This window comes from Vibrio kagoshimensis, from assembly GCF_050337535.1.
Taxonomy (GTDB): Bacteria; Pseudomonadota; Gammaproteobacteria; order Enterobacterales; family Vibrionaceae; genus Vibrio; species Vibrio gallaecicus.
Genome location: NZ_JAKJSZ010000013.1, coordinates 24,636 through 42,967, shown reverse-complemented (window position 1 = coordinate 42,967; position 18,332 = coordinate 24,636). Strand labels below are relative to the sequence as shown.

At 41.8% G+C, this 18,332-nt stretch carries 11 protein-coding genes and 2 pseudogenes; all 13 read left to right on the top strand.

Annotated features, from left to right (window positions below; genetic code table 11):
* Window positions 1–17 precede the first annotated feature (17 nt).
* Entirely contained in the window at window positions 18–1,730 is a 1,713-nt protein-coding gene (locus tag L4C37_RS13695) for a type IV pilus secretin PilQ (protein ID WP_429768934.1), read from the top strand.
* A gap of 176 nt (window positions 1,731–1,906) precedes the next feature.
* Window positions 1,907–2,425: a shikimate kinase AroK gene (aroK, locus tag L4C37_RS13690; RefSeq protein WP_137375095.1), complete on the top strand. Its 519-nt coding sequence runs from the start codon at window positions 1,907–1,909 to the stop codon at window positions 2,423–2,425.
* A gap of 24 nt (window positions 2,426–2,449) precedes the next feature.
* A complete protein-coding gene (aroB, locus tag L4C37_RS13685; protein WP_137375096.1) occupies window positions 2,450–3,538 on the top strand; it encodes a 3-dehydroquinate synthase in 1,089 nt (362 codons plus the stop codon).
* 76 nt (window positions 3,539–3,614) lie between these two features.
* Window positions 3,615–4,734, top strand: a pseudogene (locus L4C37_RS13680) (ATP-binding protein); the annotation flags it as partial.
* Between the two features lie 128 nt (window positions 4,735–4,862).
* Window positions 4,863–5,183, top strand: a pseudogene (locus L4C37_RS13675) (SPOR domain-containing protein); the annotation flags it as partial.
* A 216-nt stretch (window positions 5,184–5,399) separates the two neighbouring features.
* Window positions 5,400–6,254 carry a Dam family site-specific DNA-(adenine-N6)-methyltransferase gene (locus L4C37_RS13670; protein ID WP_372264730.1) on the top strand — a complete coding sequence of 285 codons (855 nt, stop codon included), beginning with the start codon at window positions 5,400–5,402 and terminating at the stop codon, window positions 6,252–6,254.
* A 237-nt stretch (window positions 6,255–6,491) separates the two neighbouring features.
* Window positions 6,492–7,166, top strand: a complete 675-nt coding sequence (rpe, locus tag L4C37_RS13665; protein WP_429768933.1) for a ribulose-phosphate 3-epimerase — start codon at window positions 6,492–6,494, stop codon at window positions 7,164–7,166.
* A 101-nt stretch (window positions 7,167–7,267) separates the two neighbouring features.
* Window positions 7,268–7,954, top strand: a complete 687-nt coding sequence (locus tag L4C37_RS13660) for a phosphoglycolate phosphatase (RefSeq protein WP_137375099.1) — start codon at window positions 7,268–7,270, stop codon at window positions 7,952–7,954.
* 128 nt (window positions 7,955–8,082) lie between these two features.
* Window positions 8,083–9,102 carry a tryptophan--tRNA ligase gene (gene trpS / locus L4C37_RS13655; RefSeq protein WP_429768932.1) on the top strand — a complete coding sequence of 340 codons (1,020 nt, stop codon included), beginning with the start codon at window positions 8,083–8,085 and terminating at the stop codon, window positions 9,100–9,102.
* Between the two features lie 397 nt (window positions 9,103–9,499).
* Window positions 9,500–10,591, top strand: coding sequence for a porin (locus tag L4C37_RS13650; protein WP_137375101.1), 1,092 nt, complete (start codon window positions 9,500–9,502; stop codon window positions 10,589–10,591).
* A 22-nt stretch (window positions 10,592–10,613) separates the two neighbouring features.
* Complete coding sequence (locus tag L4C37_RS13645; protein ID WP_273294386.1) at window positions 10,614–13,787, top strand: ExeM/NucH family extracellular endonuclease; 3,174 nt, start codon at window positions 10,614–10,616, stop codon at window positions 13,785–13,787.
* Window positions 13,788–13,952: 165 nt separating this feature from the next.
* Window positions 13,953–17,330 (top strand): ExeM/NucH family extracellular endonuclease, encoded by a 3,378-nt coding sequence (locus L4C37_RS13640; protein ID WP_429768931.1) that lies wholly within the window; start codon window positions 13,953–13,955, stop codon window positions 17,328–17,330.
* A 50-nt stretch (window positions 17,331–17,380) separates the two neighbouring features.
* Window positions 17,381–18,271 (top strand): endonuclease I family protein, encoded by an 891-nt coding sequence (locus L4C37_RS13635; protein ID WP_372264786.1) that lies wholly within the window; start codon window positions 17,381–17,383, stop codon window positions 18,269–18,271.
* The last annotated feature ends 61 nt before the right edge of the window (window positions 18,272–18,332 follow it).

Here is an 18,332-nt window from a genome sequence, read left to right as displayed (position 1 = left end):
AAGGAATAGCTGTGAATATGAATAAGGTTTTTCAGAGTGTTTTACTCTTTGTTGCCTTGAGCTTTGCGTTAGTGACGCAAGCTGAAACGTCTTCCAATGAATTAAAGAGTATCGATTTTAGGCTAAATAAAGATAAAGATGCCGTGATCATTATCGAACTTGAAAGTAGCTCAACAGTGGTTGATGTGCAGCGAGCACAAGAAGGGTTAAGTATTGAGTTATTAAGTACTCAAGTGGCAGACGACAAGCTGTATATGCTTGATGTAAAAGATTTTTCGACTCTTGTGGATACGATTGAAGTATTTCGTGAATCACCGAGCACACGTTTATTAGCGTCTATCGATCAAGATTATCATTACGAATATACACTTAAAGGTCGATTCATTGAGGTAGTAATAAGTAAGCTAGAAGAAGATGCTCCTGCTGTTGAAAAAAGTATTCTTGAGAAAGAAGGTAAATTAATCTCAATTAACTTTCAGGACATTCCTGTGCGAAATGTTCTCCAACTTATTGCCGACTACAACAGCTTTAACTTAGTGGTTTCAGACTCGGTTTCTGGAAACCTAACTTTAAGATTGGATGGCGTTCCTTGGCAGCAAGTACTTGATATTATTTTACAGGTTAAGGGGCTTGATAAACGAGTTGACGGCAATGTTATTTTAGTCGCACCTAAAGCTGAACTTGATTTGAGAGAGCAGCAAGCTTTAGAAAAATCACGACTTGAAGAAGAGCTGGGAGAGTTGAAGTCTGAAATTGTAAAAATTAATTTTGCTAAGGCTTCTGAAATCGCAGAAATGATTGGTGGTGATAGTACCGTGAGCATGCTTTCTGAGCGAGGTTCAATCACGATAGATGAGAGAACTAACTCCTTATTGTTGAGAGAGTTACCTGAAAATATTGCAGTCATTCGCGAAATTGTTGAGTCACTTGATATACCGGTTAAGCAGGTACAAATTGAAGCTCGCATTGTAACGGTTACAGAGGGCAACCTTGATGAGTTAGGGGTCCGATGGGGCATATCCTCGACAAATGGAAACAACACCATAGGGGGCTCTATAGAGAGTAACCTAGCGACTATTGGTCTCTACGATGGCGGCGGCGGTGATGGTGAAGAAGGCGGCAGTGGTTTACCTATCGATGATTTCTTAAATGTAAATTTAGGTGCTACATCACCTCAGGCATCAAGCATTGCTTTTCAAGTTGCTAAATTAGGGTCAGATACTTTGCTTGATTTAGAGCTATCGGCACTACAGCAAGAATCTAAGGCTGAGATTATTTCTAGCCCACGTCTAATCACGACCAATAAAAAACCCGCTTATATTGAGCAAGGCACTGAAATTCCTTACTTAGAGTCTTCATCGAGTGGTGCCACATCCGTCGCATTTAAGAAAGCGGTTTTAAGCTTGAAAGTCACACCGCAAATTACCCCTGACAATCGATTAGTTTTGGATTTAAGTGTAACCCAAGATAGACCTGGGGCAGTTGTTAAGACTGGTACTGGTGAAGCTATAGCGATCGATACACAGAGGATTGGAACGCAAGTGCTTGTTAATAATGGGGAAACTGTTGTTCTTGGCGGTATCTTTCAACACAGTGTAACCAACACTGTGGATAAAGTACCTTTGCTCGGAGACCTTCCTTTACTTGGCGCATTATTTAGTCGTAGCTATGAAAATGTTGGTAAAAGTGAGCTGCTGATCTTCGTTACACCTAAAGTTGTGATTCAGTAATGAACAATTAGATTAAAAATAAAGTTGCATTAGTGGCACCTAACCTTGATAATTTCGGGTCTTATCACGAATTATCTGTGAGGAATCGGTGCCACAGGCCTTTTTATTTCAGTACGAGTGCTGACCTGCCTTGTGGCGATGTCATTGAATTAACGTTGTAAATTACTGCTAAAAACATGGCTGAGAAACGCAATATTTTTCTTGTTGGCCCAATGGGCGCCGGCAAAAGTACAATTGGTAGACACCTAGCTTCCCAACTTCACATGGAGTTTTTAGACTCTGATACTGTAATCGAAGAGCGCACTGGCGCTGATATCGCTTGGGTATTTGATGTTGAGGGAGAGGAAGGTTTCCGTAAACGCGAAGAATCTGTAATCAACGATCTGACGGAAGAGCAAGGTATTGTTCTAGCGACAGGCGGTGGTTCAGTAATGAGCAAAGAAAACCGTAACCGTCTATCTGCACGAGGCATCGTTGTATATTTAGAAACAACGATTGAAAAGCAACTTGCTCGCACTAACCGCGACAAGAAGCGTCCTTTACTTCAAACAGACAATCCTCGCGACGTCCTAGAAGACCTAGCGATATCACGTAATACACTTTACGAAGAAGTCGCGGATTATACCGTTCGTACTGATGATCAAAGTGCAAAAGTGGTAGCCAACCAGATCGTAAAAATGCTAGAAGAACGTTAAGTTCATTTTTCGGAGAGCAAAACCATGGAACGGATTACGGTCAATCTAGCTGAGCGTAGCTACCCAATCTCTATCGGCGCCGGGTTATTTAATGACCCGGCGTACCTTTCTTTTTTATCGAAGAAGCAGAAAGTAGTTGTTATTAGTAATGTAACGGTTGCTCCACTGTATGCAGATAAAATTCTTTCTTTACTTGAACACGTTGGCTGTCAAGCTTCTCTCTTAGAGCTGCCTGATGGTGAACAGTACAAGACGCTTGAAACGTTCAATTCAGTGATGAATTACATGCTTGAAGGGAATTACAGCCGCGATGTGGTCGTAATTGCTTTAGGTGGTGGTGTTATTGGTGATTTGGTGGGTTTTGCCGCAGCTTGTTACCAACGTGGTATAGATTTTGTTCAAATCCCTACAACATTGCTTTCCCAAGTAGATTCTTCTGTCGGCGGAAAAACAGCAGTTAACCATCCACTTGGTAAGAATATGATCGGGGCATTTTATCAGCCCAAATCTGTTGTTATCGATATTGAGTGTTTATCGACCCTGCCTGAGCGTGAGTTTGCGGCTGGTATCGCTGAAGTGATTAAGTACGGCATTATTTATGACGATGCTTTTTTCTCTTGGTTAGAAGATAACTTAGAAAGGCTTTATCAACTAGATGAGCAAGCTTTGATCACTGCGATTGCCCGTTGTTGTGCAATTAAGGCTGAAGTGGTGGCTCTAGATGAAAAAGAGTCAGGAATCAGAGCGTTATTGAACCTAGGTCATACATTTGGTCATGCGATTGAAGCAGAACTAGGCTATGGTAATTGGTTACACGGTGAAGCTGTGTCTTCAGGTACTGTAATGGCTGCGAAAACAGCTCAATTACAAGGTTTGATTTCGCAGGAGCAACTTGAACGAATTATTTCTATACTCAAGAATGCAAAGCTACCAATCCATACGCCAGAAAGTATGTCTTTTGATGACTTCATGAAGCATATGATGAGAGATAAAAAAGTGCTCTCTGGTCAATTACGTTTGGTTTTACCAACAGGAATTGGTACTGCTGAAGTTGTTGCTGATGTGCCTCAAGATATCATTGAGCAAGCAATTGATTTCTGCCGTACACTTTAGTTTGGTTGTTAAGCTGTTGGGGTATACCTAGCAGCTAACCCTGTTTACTGATCAACTTTATCAGTAAGGATATCCAATGAGTTTGGCTCATGAAGTAAGAGTGTTGGAATTAGAATCTCAAGTTGAATTGCTTGAGAGATTGCAGATGCTTACTAATTTTGGTTCTAATTTAGTAACGGTGGCTGGTCAACCTGGTTCCGGTAAATCTTGGTTAGCGCAACGCTATCTTGAAGCGTGGGCGAGTGAACAAAACCAATGTCTTCTCTTGTGTCATCCCAGCCAAGATGATCAACAACGTCGTGCTTTACTTCTTAGTCAAATCGTCTCAGATCCTCTCTTTAACCAGCAAGACTCTTTATCAGATAGCTTAACCCGGTTATTAGATGGGGAATCGTGCGATGTGGTCATTGTGATCGATGATGCTCATCAATTGACAGAAGTCTTGGTATCCGAACTTTGGATGTTAGTACTCGAAGCTCAAGCAAACCCTCTTTGGAATATTAATATTGTCTTGTTTTCCGAGTTGGGCAATTTAGATGCTTTATTGACTCGCTTAAGTTATGGGCAAGACCACAAGCCTATTGATCTAGAAATCGATACGCTTTCTCAAGTGGAAGCCGAGCAGTTTTTTGAATCTTTGGTTGTTCGTTATGTAGATGATGATTCTGAAAAGAGAGTGCGTTCAGCTTTTAAAAAAACTAAGCCTATCCCCGGCGACCTTATGGCTCTAGGAGAGTTGAAAGTGGAAAAAAGGATTATTATTCGTTCGATCATTGGGTCACCAACCACGATAGCAATATTGGTTACTTTGCTTTTGGTGGTTATTGGAGGAGGGTACTGGTGGATGTTGAATCAACCAACACCAGATGATAAGGCTCAAGCCTTGATTTCCCCAGCAGAACAAACGGCAATTCCAACGTTAGAATTTGCTAATGATGATTCAGAAGAGCTTAAAGTTGAAAGCTCTCAAAACCATTCCGACGGGCAATTACTTGACCCAAGTTATGAAGGGGCAACGGATGATTCATCAGCTTTACCTCCTGTAATTATTGAAGATATGGCTGGAGTTGGTACTGTTTCTCAAGATCAGCAGCGCGTAGTTATTACCTCTGATGTAGTTGATGCTCTGCTAGATGATAAGCCAGAAAGTGTTGATACCAGTACGATAGAAGCTGCGGTTGAAGAGAATACGGTGTCCGTGCTTGTGCCTGAAAATAACGTTCAGCAGCAGGTAACTAATCAAGATAATGTTCAACAGCCTATAAATCCTTCTAGTAGTGATGCTGTCGTTCAAGTTGAAGGTGTTAACGAGCAAGAAACAGCACCGAATAAAACGATTACTTTTTCTTTTGCTAGAGAAGAGCTGAAAGCATTGTCACCGAGAGCTTATACATTACAACTTGGTGCGATGACTTCTTTAGAAGATGTTCAATCATTTATTGAGCAATATAGTATTCAAGAGCAAGCCAGAATTTATCCAACGGTAAGAAATGGAGCAGAGTGGTTCATAATTGTTTACCAAGATTATCCAACCATACAAGTTGCTCGAGATTCAGTAGAAACATTACCCAAAGATCTACAGAACTTAGGTCCTTGGGCTAAGTCACTTAACCAAGTTCACCGAGAAATTGATCGAGTGAAATAATTTGTGGCTCTTTACGCCTATTTACTCGAAAGATAACTAATCAAGTTTCATGTTTTTTAGTAAATAGGCTGACGATGAGCAGTAAATAATGAAGCTTGGTAAGAAAGAGCTAAGCTCAGCAATAAATATCTGGGCTCAGCAAGAAATAACTGAGCTTAGGTCGAAAATATGTTACATTCCGCAGCCTTATTTTTTGGTTGATAGACAGAGCAGTAAATGAAAAAGCAGCGTGCCTTTCTAAAATGGGCTGGTGGTAAATATGGCCTAGTTGAAGATATCAAACGCCACCTGCCACCTGCTCGTAAGCTAGTTGAGCCCTTTATTGGCGCTGGCTCTGTGTTTCTGAATACAGATTATGACCAGTACTTACTTGCAGACATCAACCCAGATTTAATCAACCTTTACAATCTGTTAAAGACCGATCCTGAAACTTATATAGCGGAATCGAAGCGTTGGTTTTGTGCTGAGAATAACCGTAAAGAAGCGTATTTAGATATACGAGCTCAATTCAATGATACTGATAACGTGATGTATCGTTCTCTTGCCTTCCTTTATATGAATCGTTTCGGTTTTAATGGTCTATGCCGTTATAACAAGAAAGGTGGCTTTAATGTTCCTTTCGGTTCATACAAAAAACCTTATTTCCCTGAAGCTGAATTAGAATTCTTTTCTGAAAAAGCGAAGAAGGCTACATTCGTGTGCGAAGGTTATTCTGAGACTTTTAGTCGAGCTCGCAAAGGGTGTGTTGTTTATTGTGATCCACCGTATGCACCACTATCGACTACTGCGAATTTCACTTCTTATTCAGGCAATGGTTTTTCTTTAGATGACCAAGCAGCACTAGCTGATATTGCAGAAAAAGCGGCAATGGAACGTGATATACCCGTTTTAATCTCTAACCACGATACAACCCTCACGCGTCGTTTATATCACGGTGCAGATCTGAGTGTGGTTAAAGTTAAACGCACGATAAGCAGTAAAGGTTCAGGGCGGAATAAAGTGAATGAATTACTGGCACTATTCCATGCCGAGAAGAATCAGCAGCATTCACCCCTTGTAAGTGAAGAGTAAGCTTCGGCAGATTCTCAATCATTTAAAGATGTCTAACTAAGCCTTTAAAGGCTAGCCATAACCTACCTTTAAACTGGCAGATTAAAGTGTGTCCATGAACACTTTGATAAACAAATCTATTGAACTGCTAGGATCTGCTTAATCGCTTATGTAGAATTGCCGCCTAGATAGCATTGTCTTCCGTCTTGCCGATAATGCTACTACGAATGCAATTTACTCACTCTTAAGAGGTTAGGTATGAAAGATTTTCTCATCGCTCCATCTATTTTGTCTGCAGATTTTGCTCGTCTTGGTGAAGACGTAGAAAAAGTACTAGCAGCTGGTGCTGACGTGGTGCACTTTGATGTGATGGACAACCACTATGTACCTAACCTAACTTTTGGTGCTCCAATTTGTAAAGCTTTACGCGACTACGGCATCACTGCTCCTATCGATGTTCACCTAATGGTTAAGCCAGTAGACAGTATCGTACCTGAGTTTGCTAATGCCGGCGCATCAATGATTACCTTCCACGTTGAAGCATCTGAGCATATCGATCGCACCCTACAACTTATCAAAGAACACGGCTGTAAAGCGGGTGTGGTATTGAACCCTGCAACGCCGCTTTCTTGCCTAGATTACATTATGGATAAAGTAGACATGATTCTACTGATGTCTGTAAACCCAGGCTTCGGCGGTCAATCTTTCATTCCCCACACACTAGATAAGCTCCGCGCTGTTCGTAAGCTAATTGATGAGTCTGGTCGTGATATTCGCCTAGAGATTGATGGTGGCGTAAAGGTAGATAACATCCGTGAAATCGCAGAAGCGGGTGCAGACATGTTCGTTGCTGGTTCAGCTATCTTCAACCAACCAGATTACAAAGAAGTTATCGACGAAATGCGTGCAGAGCTTGCAAAAGTAAACGCATAATCGTAGAAATATAGATAGGTTGAATATTAAGGGGCTAATAGCCCCTTTTTTACGTCTTATAGCTCAACTGATGAGACGAATATAATTAATAGGAAAGTAAGATGTCATTAAGCTCAATAAAACTGATCGCCTTTGATTTGGACGGAACCTTATTAGATAGTGTGCCTGATTTAGCGGTTGCAGCTGACCAAGCTTGTCAGGAACTGGATTTTCCTTCAGTGAGCGAAGAACAAGTTCGTGACTATGTGGGTAATGGTGCGGATGTGCTTATCGGACGTTCACTTAGCCGCAGTATTACAGTGAGCTCTGAATTAGATCCTGAACTGCTTAAGAAAGCTCGTATCCTTTTTGATGACTTCTATGAAAAAAGTGGTCATAAATTGAGTCACTTATATCCATCAGTTAAAGAGACGTTAGCAGAGCTACATAAAGCCGGTTTCACTTTGGCACTGGTGACTAACAAGCCATCTAAATTTGTCCCTGATGTCTTGGCGCAGCACGGCATTGATAAATACTTCGTGGATGTATTGGGCGGTGACTCTTTCCCAGAGAAAAAACCAAACCCAGTAGCGTTGAATTGGCTACTTGAAAAGCATGGTGTAAAGCCAGAAGAAATGTTGATGGTGGGTGATTCAAGCAACGATATCAAAGCGGCTCAAAATGCAGGTTGCTACTCGTTTGGTCTGACTTACGGCTACAATCACGGTGAGCCGATTTCAGCATCTAATCCTGATTATGTCGCGGACAACGTCGCGCAATTACTAGATGTGGTTCTAGTTTCAGCATAAAGCGGACAAAAGTTAGCTAACCTACTAGCAAAATACTTATCAATGAGTACACTGGATGAGCCGCATAGAAAGAGCTGTGCGGCTTTTTTATTTAAGTTAAGAAGCTAACAAGCAAAGGAATTATAACCATGAGCAAGCCCATCGTATTGAGTGGTGTTCAACCATCAGGTGAACTAAGTATCGGTAACTACTTGGGTGCTCTACGTCAATGGCAACAGATGCAAGATGATTACGATTGCCAATACTGTGTTGTAGACCTTCACGCGGTTACGGTTCGTCAAGACCCGAAAGCACTGCATGAAGCGACCCTAGACGCACTAGCAATCTGTCTTGCTGTCGGTGTTGATCCAAAGAAGAGCACGCTATTTGTTCAGTCACACGTACCAGAGCATGCTCAACTTGGTTGGCTTCTTAACTGTTACACGCAAATGGGTGAACTGAGCCGTATGACTCAGTTTAAAGATAAATCTGCCCGTTACGCGAGTGATGTAAATGCAGGTCTATTTGGCTACCCAGTACTAATGGCTGCCGATATTCTGCTTTATGGTGCGCATCAAGTGCCAGTCGGTAATGATCAAAAGCAGCACCTAGAGTTAGCTCGTGATATCGCAACTCGTTTTAACAATGTGTATAGCACTCCAGAGCAACCAATCTTCCAAATTCCAGAACCGTACATTCCAACAGTGAATGCACGTGTAATGAGCTTGCAAGATGCGACGAAGAAGATGTCTAAGTCAGATGATAACCGTAAAAACGTTATTACTCTGTTAGAAGAGCCTAAGTCGATTATTAAAAAGATCAATAAAGCGCAAACTGATGCTGAAACACCACCACGCATTGCAAGTGATTGGGAAAATAAAGCGGGCATTTCTAACCTAATGAGCCTGTACTCGGCGGCTACTGGTAAAACGTTTGAAGAGATTGAGGCGCAATATCAAGGCGTAGAGATGTATGGTCCATTCAAGAAGGATGTTGGTGCAGCAATCGTAGAAATGCTTGAGCCGATTCAATCTGAGTACAAGCGTATTCGTGAAGATCGTGTTTACATGGATGCGGTAATGAAAGCAGGTGCTGAAAAAGCGTCAGAGCGTGCAGCTGTTACTTTGAAAAAAGCTTATGAAGCCGTAGGTTTCGTTTCTCGTCCTTAGATACTTGATTCTGCTTAAAATAAACCGCCGACTTAGGCGGTTTTTTTATGCGTGAACAAAAAATAAAGTTCCATAAAATTGTTGATGATTATTAAATTCTGAGGGGCTCGTCAAAATAAAACGCATTTGCTTACAATTTAATCGCACTAATAACGTTATCTGTTGAAAAAAAATGGTCACTCATAAAAAAGTAGTTTTACTAGTGATAAGAGTCTCATTTGTAACGTGGATGACTTCTTACTGTTACATAAAAAGGGGATATTACGCAGCATCTACTGGTTTGTATGAGTGGTCGGTGTTGTATTTGCTCTTGTTATTGTATTCGAGTTAGCAATGGATCCTGCGCCAAACTTACCAAGCCGTTAAATAGAATAATGTCTTAGATAAGGATTTTAAAATGACTTCAAAGAATGCTATTGCATTGGCTTTGTCTTCTTTATTTGTAGCGGCAAGCGCGAATGCTGTCACTATTTACGAAGCTGATAATGGTGATTTCGTTAAGCTGTATGGCGAAGTAGGGGTTGGTGGTCACATAGGTGCTAACTATGAATACGGTGAATTTTATGCAGACCAAAACTATGTAGACGACTCTTTCGCAACTATGGGTGTGAAAGGTAAGAACGATAAAATGCATTACCGCCTAGAGCTAGATTACGAGCGTGAGAACTGGGCATACGGCACCGGCGATATGGTTCTGGCGATCGATAAAGTATTTATTGGGTACGACCTCTATAAGAGTGACGGTTATTCTCATTACGTAGAAGCTGGTTTAACGGATACGGCTTTCGATGATTACGATAAATGGGGTGACTTCACGTTCGACACTACAGTTGAAACTGGCGAAGCCGGCGACCAAGACATGACGGTCAAGTATGAAGGTAAATACTTCGGCGTAATCAAAGTAGGTGCCTCTTACACTAACCGAGCTGAATCTTCTTCTGGTTCTGAACTTGGCGATATTGTGAATGGTTATGTTGGTTACTTCGGTGATCGCTTATCTGCTGTTGTTGGCTTAGAAGGTCGTGCTGGCTCTGATGGTGCATCGAAGTACGGTGAGCAACAATTATTAGGTTTCGGTGCTCGTTTTGCAGTCACTGATGATATTCACCTAGGTGTGAATGCTTACATTGAAGATGAAGATATTGCTCAAGATAGAACGCTGGTATCGACAGACCCAATCACAGGTGAAAAAACTTACATTAATAGCAATTACCAAACTTTAGAGAATAAAGGTTACCTAGCATCGGCTAAGTATAAGTTCTCTAAAACATGGGAATTTACTGCGTCATACAACTTTGAAGAGTATGAACAGTGGTCAATTGATAATGCGAGCTCTGATGTAAGTGATCATAAGAGCTGGGGTGATGATCGTACGTGGGGCACTATTGGCGTGAACTACAAACCAACGCGCTCGAGTGTTATCGCACTTGAGATGAACACTGGTGAAGCGGCGCAAGACGCATACGCATACGCTCGCGTTTACTTCTAATCCAATCAGAGAGAATCTAATAATGAACAAGAAAATAACTCTACTTGCTGGTGCGATTAGTGGTGTACTAAGTGGTGCAGCGCTGGCAGATGTTAATGACGTATTAATTACAGAGTACGTTGAAGGGTCTGCAAACAATAAAGCGGTTGAAATCAGTAACACGGGCACAACTGCTCATACCTTCGATGGTACATTGTCGCTTTACTACTCTTCATACAAGAATCAAATTAAAGATCCAGATGGTAATAATGTATTGCAGGGCATTACGTTAGAACCAGGTAAAAGTATCGTCGTACTGAATGGTGAAGCTGGCGCTGATATTCGTTTATACATCGAACGCCTTGGTGGTGAAGATGCATTGGTTGTGGCGGGAACTTTTGATCAAGTTAGCCATAATGCAATGAACTTTAATGGCGATGATGCCGTTTGGTTAGGCACGGATTCTTCAGAAGCGAATGTTAAAGATATTTTTGCTACATATGGTCACTCAGGCGATAAGCTATGGGCTGACAAGACAATGCGTCGTAAAGCTGGTAGCTCTCAATCTTCTACTTACAATGAATCAGAGTGGGAAGAGTTTGGAAAAGATGCGTTTGGTGGTTTAGGTCATCCTACGGATGTTAATGATGATCCAGTAGTTGTACCTGTAGAGCAAGTATGTACAGATGCAACAGGTGTTGAGAGCAAGCTTATTGGTGAAGTGCAAGGTGAAGGTAAATTCTCTCCACTGATTCCATCTGGCAGCTATGAATCAACAGACCTGTTTAAAGTAACTGGTATTGTTTCTGCTGTAACAAGCTACCCATCAAAAGGTTTCTACCTATATGACGAAAATGCTGACGGAAAAGAATTAAGTTCTGATGGTATTTTTGTACCTACAGCAACAGCTTCTGACAGCATGGTCGGTCAGAAAGTGTGTGTTGTAGCAAAAGTTAAAGAAAACTATGGTTTGACTCAGCTTGTTGCTGAAGACGATAAGTGGGAAGTACTAGAGGCGACACCCGTTACGGTAACGCCAGTAGAAATGAAGCGTATTGCAAGTGATACGACTTTTGAATCTACTCTAGAACGTTATGAAGGTATGTTGGTTAAAACTGTTGCTGATATGGATGCAACAGAAGAAGGCAACCAAGATATGCGCGTATCTCGTAGCTTTAGCTTCGACTACGATGCTTTCCGTAACAACATGGTATTAGCTTACAAGCGCCCAAATGCTCAACCAAACCAAGATCATATTGCTGGTTCAATTGACTCTATGGGTCAAGCTGCTGAAAATGATGATTTCCGTTTGATCCTTGAATCAGATGGTAAAGCACCAAATGGTCAGATCCCTTACTACTCTGATTTTGCTTCAGATCCACAAAATAATTACGTTCGTATTAATGACAGCGTAGTTGGTTTAACGGGTGTTATTGGCTATTCATACGGTGATTTCAACATCACAGTACCTAAAACGTTAGAAAGCTCAAATAACAGTTCTGTTTCTTTTGTTCATAATACAGACCGTACAAATGCGCCTGTGATTAATGAAAGCTACGGTGACGATGGCTTTACTATTAAAGTCGCAACTCAAAACGTATTGAACTACTTTAACTCGCCTTATGGTGGTTCTGATAACTCATTCGGTGATAACCGTGGTGCTGAGTCTCAGTTAGAGTTTGAACGTCAGCAAGCGAAGCTTGTTTCAGCAATCTACGGTCTAGATGCAGATATTCTTGGTTTGATGGAAATTGAGAACAATGGCTTTGGTGACTTCAGCGCTATTACTGAACTACTGACTGCAATTAACAAAAAATATTACGATGAAGATTACGGTGACCGTGGAAACCAAAACTCTATCCACAATCGTTATGTATTTGTAGGTTTTGATAAGAATGGCGATGTTATTCTTGATGACCAAGATACGGTAGGCAGCGATGCTATTACTACTGGTATTATCTACCGTCCTTCAAAAGTATCGGTTATTTCAGGTACTGTAATCCCAATGCCAGAGCAGCATGCTCCAATGATTGTGGATGAAAATGGCGCAGCGATTGTTGATTCTAAAGGTGAGATTCGTGAAAGCGGTGACAACTATCAACGTAATACAGTTGCCGCGACCTTCAATGTATTAAATACCGGTAAACAGCTAACGGTTTCAGTAAACCACTTGAAATCTAAAGGTTCTACTTGTTACGAAGACTGGGTTGGTTGGGAAACATGGAGCAACTTTGACCCTGTAAAAGATGACGTTCGTAATGATGATTACCAAGGTTCTTGTGAGAACTTCCGAGTTGCTGCTGCGTACCAATTAGGTACTGAAATGGCGAAAATCGGTGGGGATCAAGTTGTTTTGGGTGATATGAACTCATACGCGAATGAAGACCCAATGTTAATTCTGACAAGTAACCCAACGAACAAAGAGATCTACGCATCTTCATATACTTTCCTTGGGAAGCAGCCATCGGCAGTTAATGGTCAACAAGTGACTCAAACATTTGGTTTCCTAAATGCAGTCGACTTGAAAACTGAAGAAGGCAAAACATCTTGGAGCTATTCGTACAACGATGAAGTAGGTTCTTTGGACCATATGCTTATTACAAGCTCTCTTGAAGACCGCTTAGTTGATGCTGTTGATTGGCACATTAATGCACCTGAGTCTTCGCTGTTTGATTACAACAGCAAGTACAAAGGTGGCGATGAGAATGAAGCAAACCCATTCTACGCTGAAACACCATTCCGCTCTTCTGACCATGATTCTGCAATTGTAAGTCTTGGTTATAAGTACGGTGAAGCTGGCGAGTCGGCTATCACTATTGCAACTAAGAGCGGTCGCGCTGATATTGGTTTCCCAGTTTCAGCTGAAGCAAAAGCAGGTGATATTGCTGAAATCACAATTTCACCACTTCCTGAGAACGTAGCGCTACCAAAAGTAACGTTAAGTTCAGATGGTGCTCAAACAGTGATGTTTGATGTTGCAGGTCTTGATGCTGGCTCTTACTCAATCAACATGACGCTAAAACGCGCTGTTGCGAGCCAAGCAACTGCCGCATCAAGCACTATCGACTCAATGGCTATGTCTGTTGAAGTGACTAAGCGTGATTCAAGCAACGTAAAACCTATCTACCCATCATCTGATGGTTCAGGTGGTAGTTTTGGTTTTGGTGCACTTTTATCACTGATTGGTCTTGGCTTCTTACGCCGCCGTCGTAGCTAATTACGCACTCAATAATAAGGCTAGCATTTGCTAGCCTTATTCATATTTATATCAAGTACGGTATTGCACTTCAGTCTTATCTCAATCATAGAAGGCATTGCTGTACGTCTAAGTTAAGAATACTCAGCACCAAATTTTAATCTTGGTGCAATAAGAGGAATCATAATGAAAAAGAGTTTAATAGCACTTGCGGTAGGGGCGGTTCTTGTTCCAACGGCAAACGCCAATATTATTATTTCTGAAATTACAGAAGGTTCAGGTAGTAATAAAGCTATCGAGGTAGCCAATGTTGGCTCTGCTTCTGTGACACTAGATGGCTATACTGTTGAATTGGCAGCAAATGGGGGAGACTGGGGAAATAAAGAGGCACTAGATGGTGTAACTTTAGCCTCTGGAGAAACCTATGTAATAGTCAACGCAAGTGCCGATGCAGAGTTAAAAGGTAAAGGCAATGTCGAATCGACGGTTACTTACTTCAACGGAAATGATGCTGTTGCGGTCAAGCAAGGCGATACAATTATTGATATTGTGGGTGCTGGCGATGGCGAAAACTTCAATAAAGATGTCACATTACGTCGTACAGATCTAACTCCAAGCGAGTCATACGATGCATCTAAATTTGAAGTAGTCGATAAAGATGATTGGAGCGATTTCGGTAACGTTGAGTTAGGTGCTCCGGCTGAAAATATTCTGATCACTGAAGTTGTTGAGGGTTCAGGCAGTAATAAAGCTATCGAGATAGCGAATGTGGGTTCTACTGCTGTAACACTGGATGGCTACAGCTTGATGATGGAATCAAATGGTAGCGGTGATTGGGGAAATGAGTTTGATCTAGCTGGAGTCACGCTTCAATCTGGAGAGACTTATGTGGTTGCTAACTCTAGCGCTGCAGCGGACTTGTTAGCAAAATCGGATGGTACAGGAAGCATCACTTATTTTAACGGTGATGACTCTATTGCCTTATTTAAAGATGGTTCTATTGTCGATATTTTGGGTTACGTGAATGATACGGATTACAATAAAAACGTAACTTTGAAACGTACTACGATGACGGCGAGTACAGCTTATGACCCTGCTAAATTTGAAACGTTAGGTCAAGATGATTGGACCGATATTGGTAATGTTGACCTAGGTGGTGGCAACCCTGACCCAGAACCTGATCCCGACCCAGAGCCAACACCAGATACATTGATCAGTGAGCTTCAGGGTAATTCTTGGGCTTCTCCATATACCGACCCTGCAAACGGACAATTTATCTCAAATGAAGCGTTCACTGTCGTCGGTGTGATCACTGCAATTCAAAGCGAAGCTCTAGATGGTGATGTTGCAGTTGGTTTCTATATGCAAGATGAAACACCTGACAGTGATCCAAAAACATCGGACGGCATCTTTGTTGTGGGTGATGTTTCAGGTTTAGCTCTGGGCGATAAAGTCAAAGTCACTGGTCCTGTAGAAGAGAACTTTGGCTGGACACAAATTCCTGCTACAGCGATTGAAACGGTTGGAACGGGTACTGTTACCGCAACTGAATTATCTATCGCATCGAGTGATCCCGAATTTGACTTCACCCTTGAACGTCACGAAGGCATGCTAGTTAAGCTTACCTCCGCTTCTGATATGAAAGTGTCGCGTAACTACAGTTTTGATGAAGGGCCACAGCGATTCAACATGGTTCTAAGCCAAGGTGAAATTAATGTTCACCCGAACCAATCTTTCTTCCCTGGTACTCAAGAAGCTAAACAAGCCGCTGATTGTAATGATGATAATCGCTTAGTGGTTGAATCATTTACAAAAGATACGGTTGGGGCTCCTGCTTGGTACCCTGATTTTGGTCAAACTGATGTAGACCAAGATGGCACAACTGAGGACTTTATCCGCGTTGGCGATCTTGCAAGTAGCGTTCAAGGTGTCGTGGGTTACTCTTACTCAGATTATCGTTTCTATGTAACCGAAAATGTTACTAAGGATAGTTTCGCCGCTGATAACAGTAAGCGTAAAGCTGAACCTGTTCTTGATAATGGCGATATTCGTATTGCCACTTTCAACGCTAACCAGTACATCAATAGTTTAGAAGGCAGCGGTGAAACCAATCAATATTTAGAAGCGGATGCTCACCCTGGAGCTCAAAGTTCAACGGAATTTGATCATCAAACGCTTAAACTTGTTTCTGCTTTGAAGTCATTAAATGCTGACATTGTTGGTTTGATGGAAGTTGAAAACAATGGCTTTGAAGAAAGTTCTGCGATTGCTTATCTAGTTACACAACTAAACGCTGAATTAGATGAGATTGATCAGTACCACATTGCAAGTAGTGAAGGGCTAACTCACGTAGGTACGCTGGCGACAAGTAACTACGTTATTTTCCGTGCGAATAAGGTTGGTCTTGATTCATTGCAAGTCATCCCAATGCCTTCTCAAAAAAATGCGGATGATACAATGACAGCACAACATGACGCTGTTGTTCCTGTGTTCTCATTTAAAGACCGTGAAGAGAAATTGGTGGTTGCGCTTAACCACTTTGCATCAAAAGAACAAACGTGTTCAGAAGATAGTGCTGAAACTGATAGCCAAGGTGCGTGTGGAAGTTTACGAGTCTCTGCTGCTGATTATTTAGGTCAACAGTTAGCAAACCTTGAGGGTGAGAAGGTTATTCTAGGTAGCTTGAATGCTTACAATAACGAAGATGCGATTACTGTATTAACAGACCGTACTGATGCTCCAGAAGACTACGAAATCAAAACCGCAGCAAATACTTTCATCGGTGATACACCTTTACATGGTGCCGATGGTTCAGTAGTGACTGAAAGCTATGGTTATGAAAATGTTTTAGAAATCGTTGCACCGAATAGCTACAACGTAGTTAAAGGGGATGAAAGCGGAAGCTTAGATTACATTTTAACCTCAGCTGGTTTGAAAACGAAAGTTATCGGAGCAACTCAGTGGAACATAAACGCTGGTGAGTCTGAAGTGTTTGGTGCGGGCCATGAAACAGGACAAAAGTATACTGATGTGTACCGTTCAGCGGCACATGATCCTGTTGTTCTTTCCATTGATTTTGATGGTAAGCCACTAGAGCCAGTTGACCCTATCTATCCAGGTAACCCGGATCAACCGATTGTGCCTGGTACACCAATTGAGCTTCCATCTGAGCCATTGAATGAACCTCGATTCGAAGCACCGACAGACGGTGGTTTTGATTACTTCGTTGATCTGACTCAATATGCTGATTCTGCTTACCTTAAAGTAGGTGATGAAGTATCAGTAAGCTTCAGCAATGCAACTCAAGCATTTGTGGCGACTTCTTCTAATGTGCAGAAAGACGTGCTTGATCAGTTTGAAATTGCCTTTGGGTGGACTGAAGTACCAATTACAGGAGTTGGAGCAGGTGAATACACAGTAACCACGAGTGTTGCAGGCAGTGTACTTGAGACAAAAACCGTTCAAGTTGCGAAAAGTAGCAGCGATAGCGACGGTGGTTCATTTGGCTTAGGTGGCTTATTAAGCCTATTAGGTCTTGGCTTCTTACGTCGTAAGTTCAAATAACTCGTTGCTGATAGGAGAGGGGCGAATTCGCCCCTAATCGAAATATTATGATGAAAAAAACATTACTTACATTACTTATCCCATGTGCGTATGCCTCTGTCGCAACGGCAGCTTATGAACAAGCTCATGATCCACATGTTGTTGGTGGTATTCCATCGGTAACGTGTGAAATGACAATTGTAGAGCCGCCAGTACCACCTGGTGAAATACATAACCCAAATGGTTACTACGATAGCGCGTTAGACAAATCAGGCGATGAACTGAAAGCTGCCCTGAATAGTATTATCTCTACTGGTATTACTAAGTTACCGTATTCATCTAGCAGCTTTGATGTGTGGGATGCATTAGATAAAACGGATGAAGACCCGAATAACAGTAACAACGTTATTCTAATGTATACCGGTCGCTCGCAAGAGAAAGGGCAGAAGACAGGTCAAGGCAGTTTAGGTCAGGATAACTGGAACCGTGAACATACTTACCCGAAATCAAATGGTGGATTCAACGATAAGAGTGCTTACGGCTATACAGATATTCATCACCTTCGTCCTACAGATGAGTCTGTGAACAGCAAGCGTGGGAATTTAGAGTTTGATAACGGCGGAAGTGAGTTAACTGAAGCGCCTGGAAACTACAGTGATGGCGACTCATTTGAGCCTCGTGATCAAGTGAAAGGCGACGTTGCTCGTATGATCTTCTACATGGCAACACGTTATGAAGGTAATGACTCTAAGACACCAGATCTAGAATTAGTACCAACAGTGGTAGATAACGGTACTGCTCTAGGGAATGTGTGTACGTTACTGGCTTGGAATACCCAAGATGCAGTAGATGAATTTGAATTTAATAGAAACACTAAAATTCAAGAGATTCAAGGTAACCGAAACCCATTCGTTGATAACCCACAATGGGTGGACTCAATCTTTGCTAAAGATTGTAAGTAGCGAATAGATTATCGCTATGCTTGTTACTAGGTGACGGGTTTTAAATAAGAAGCCAATCACT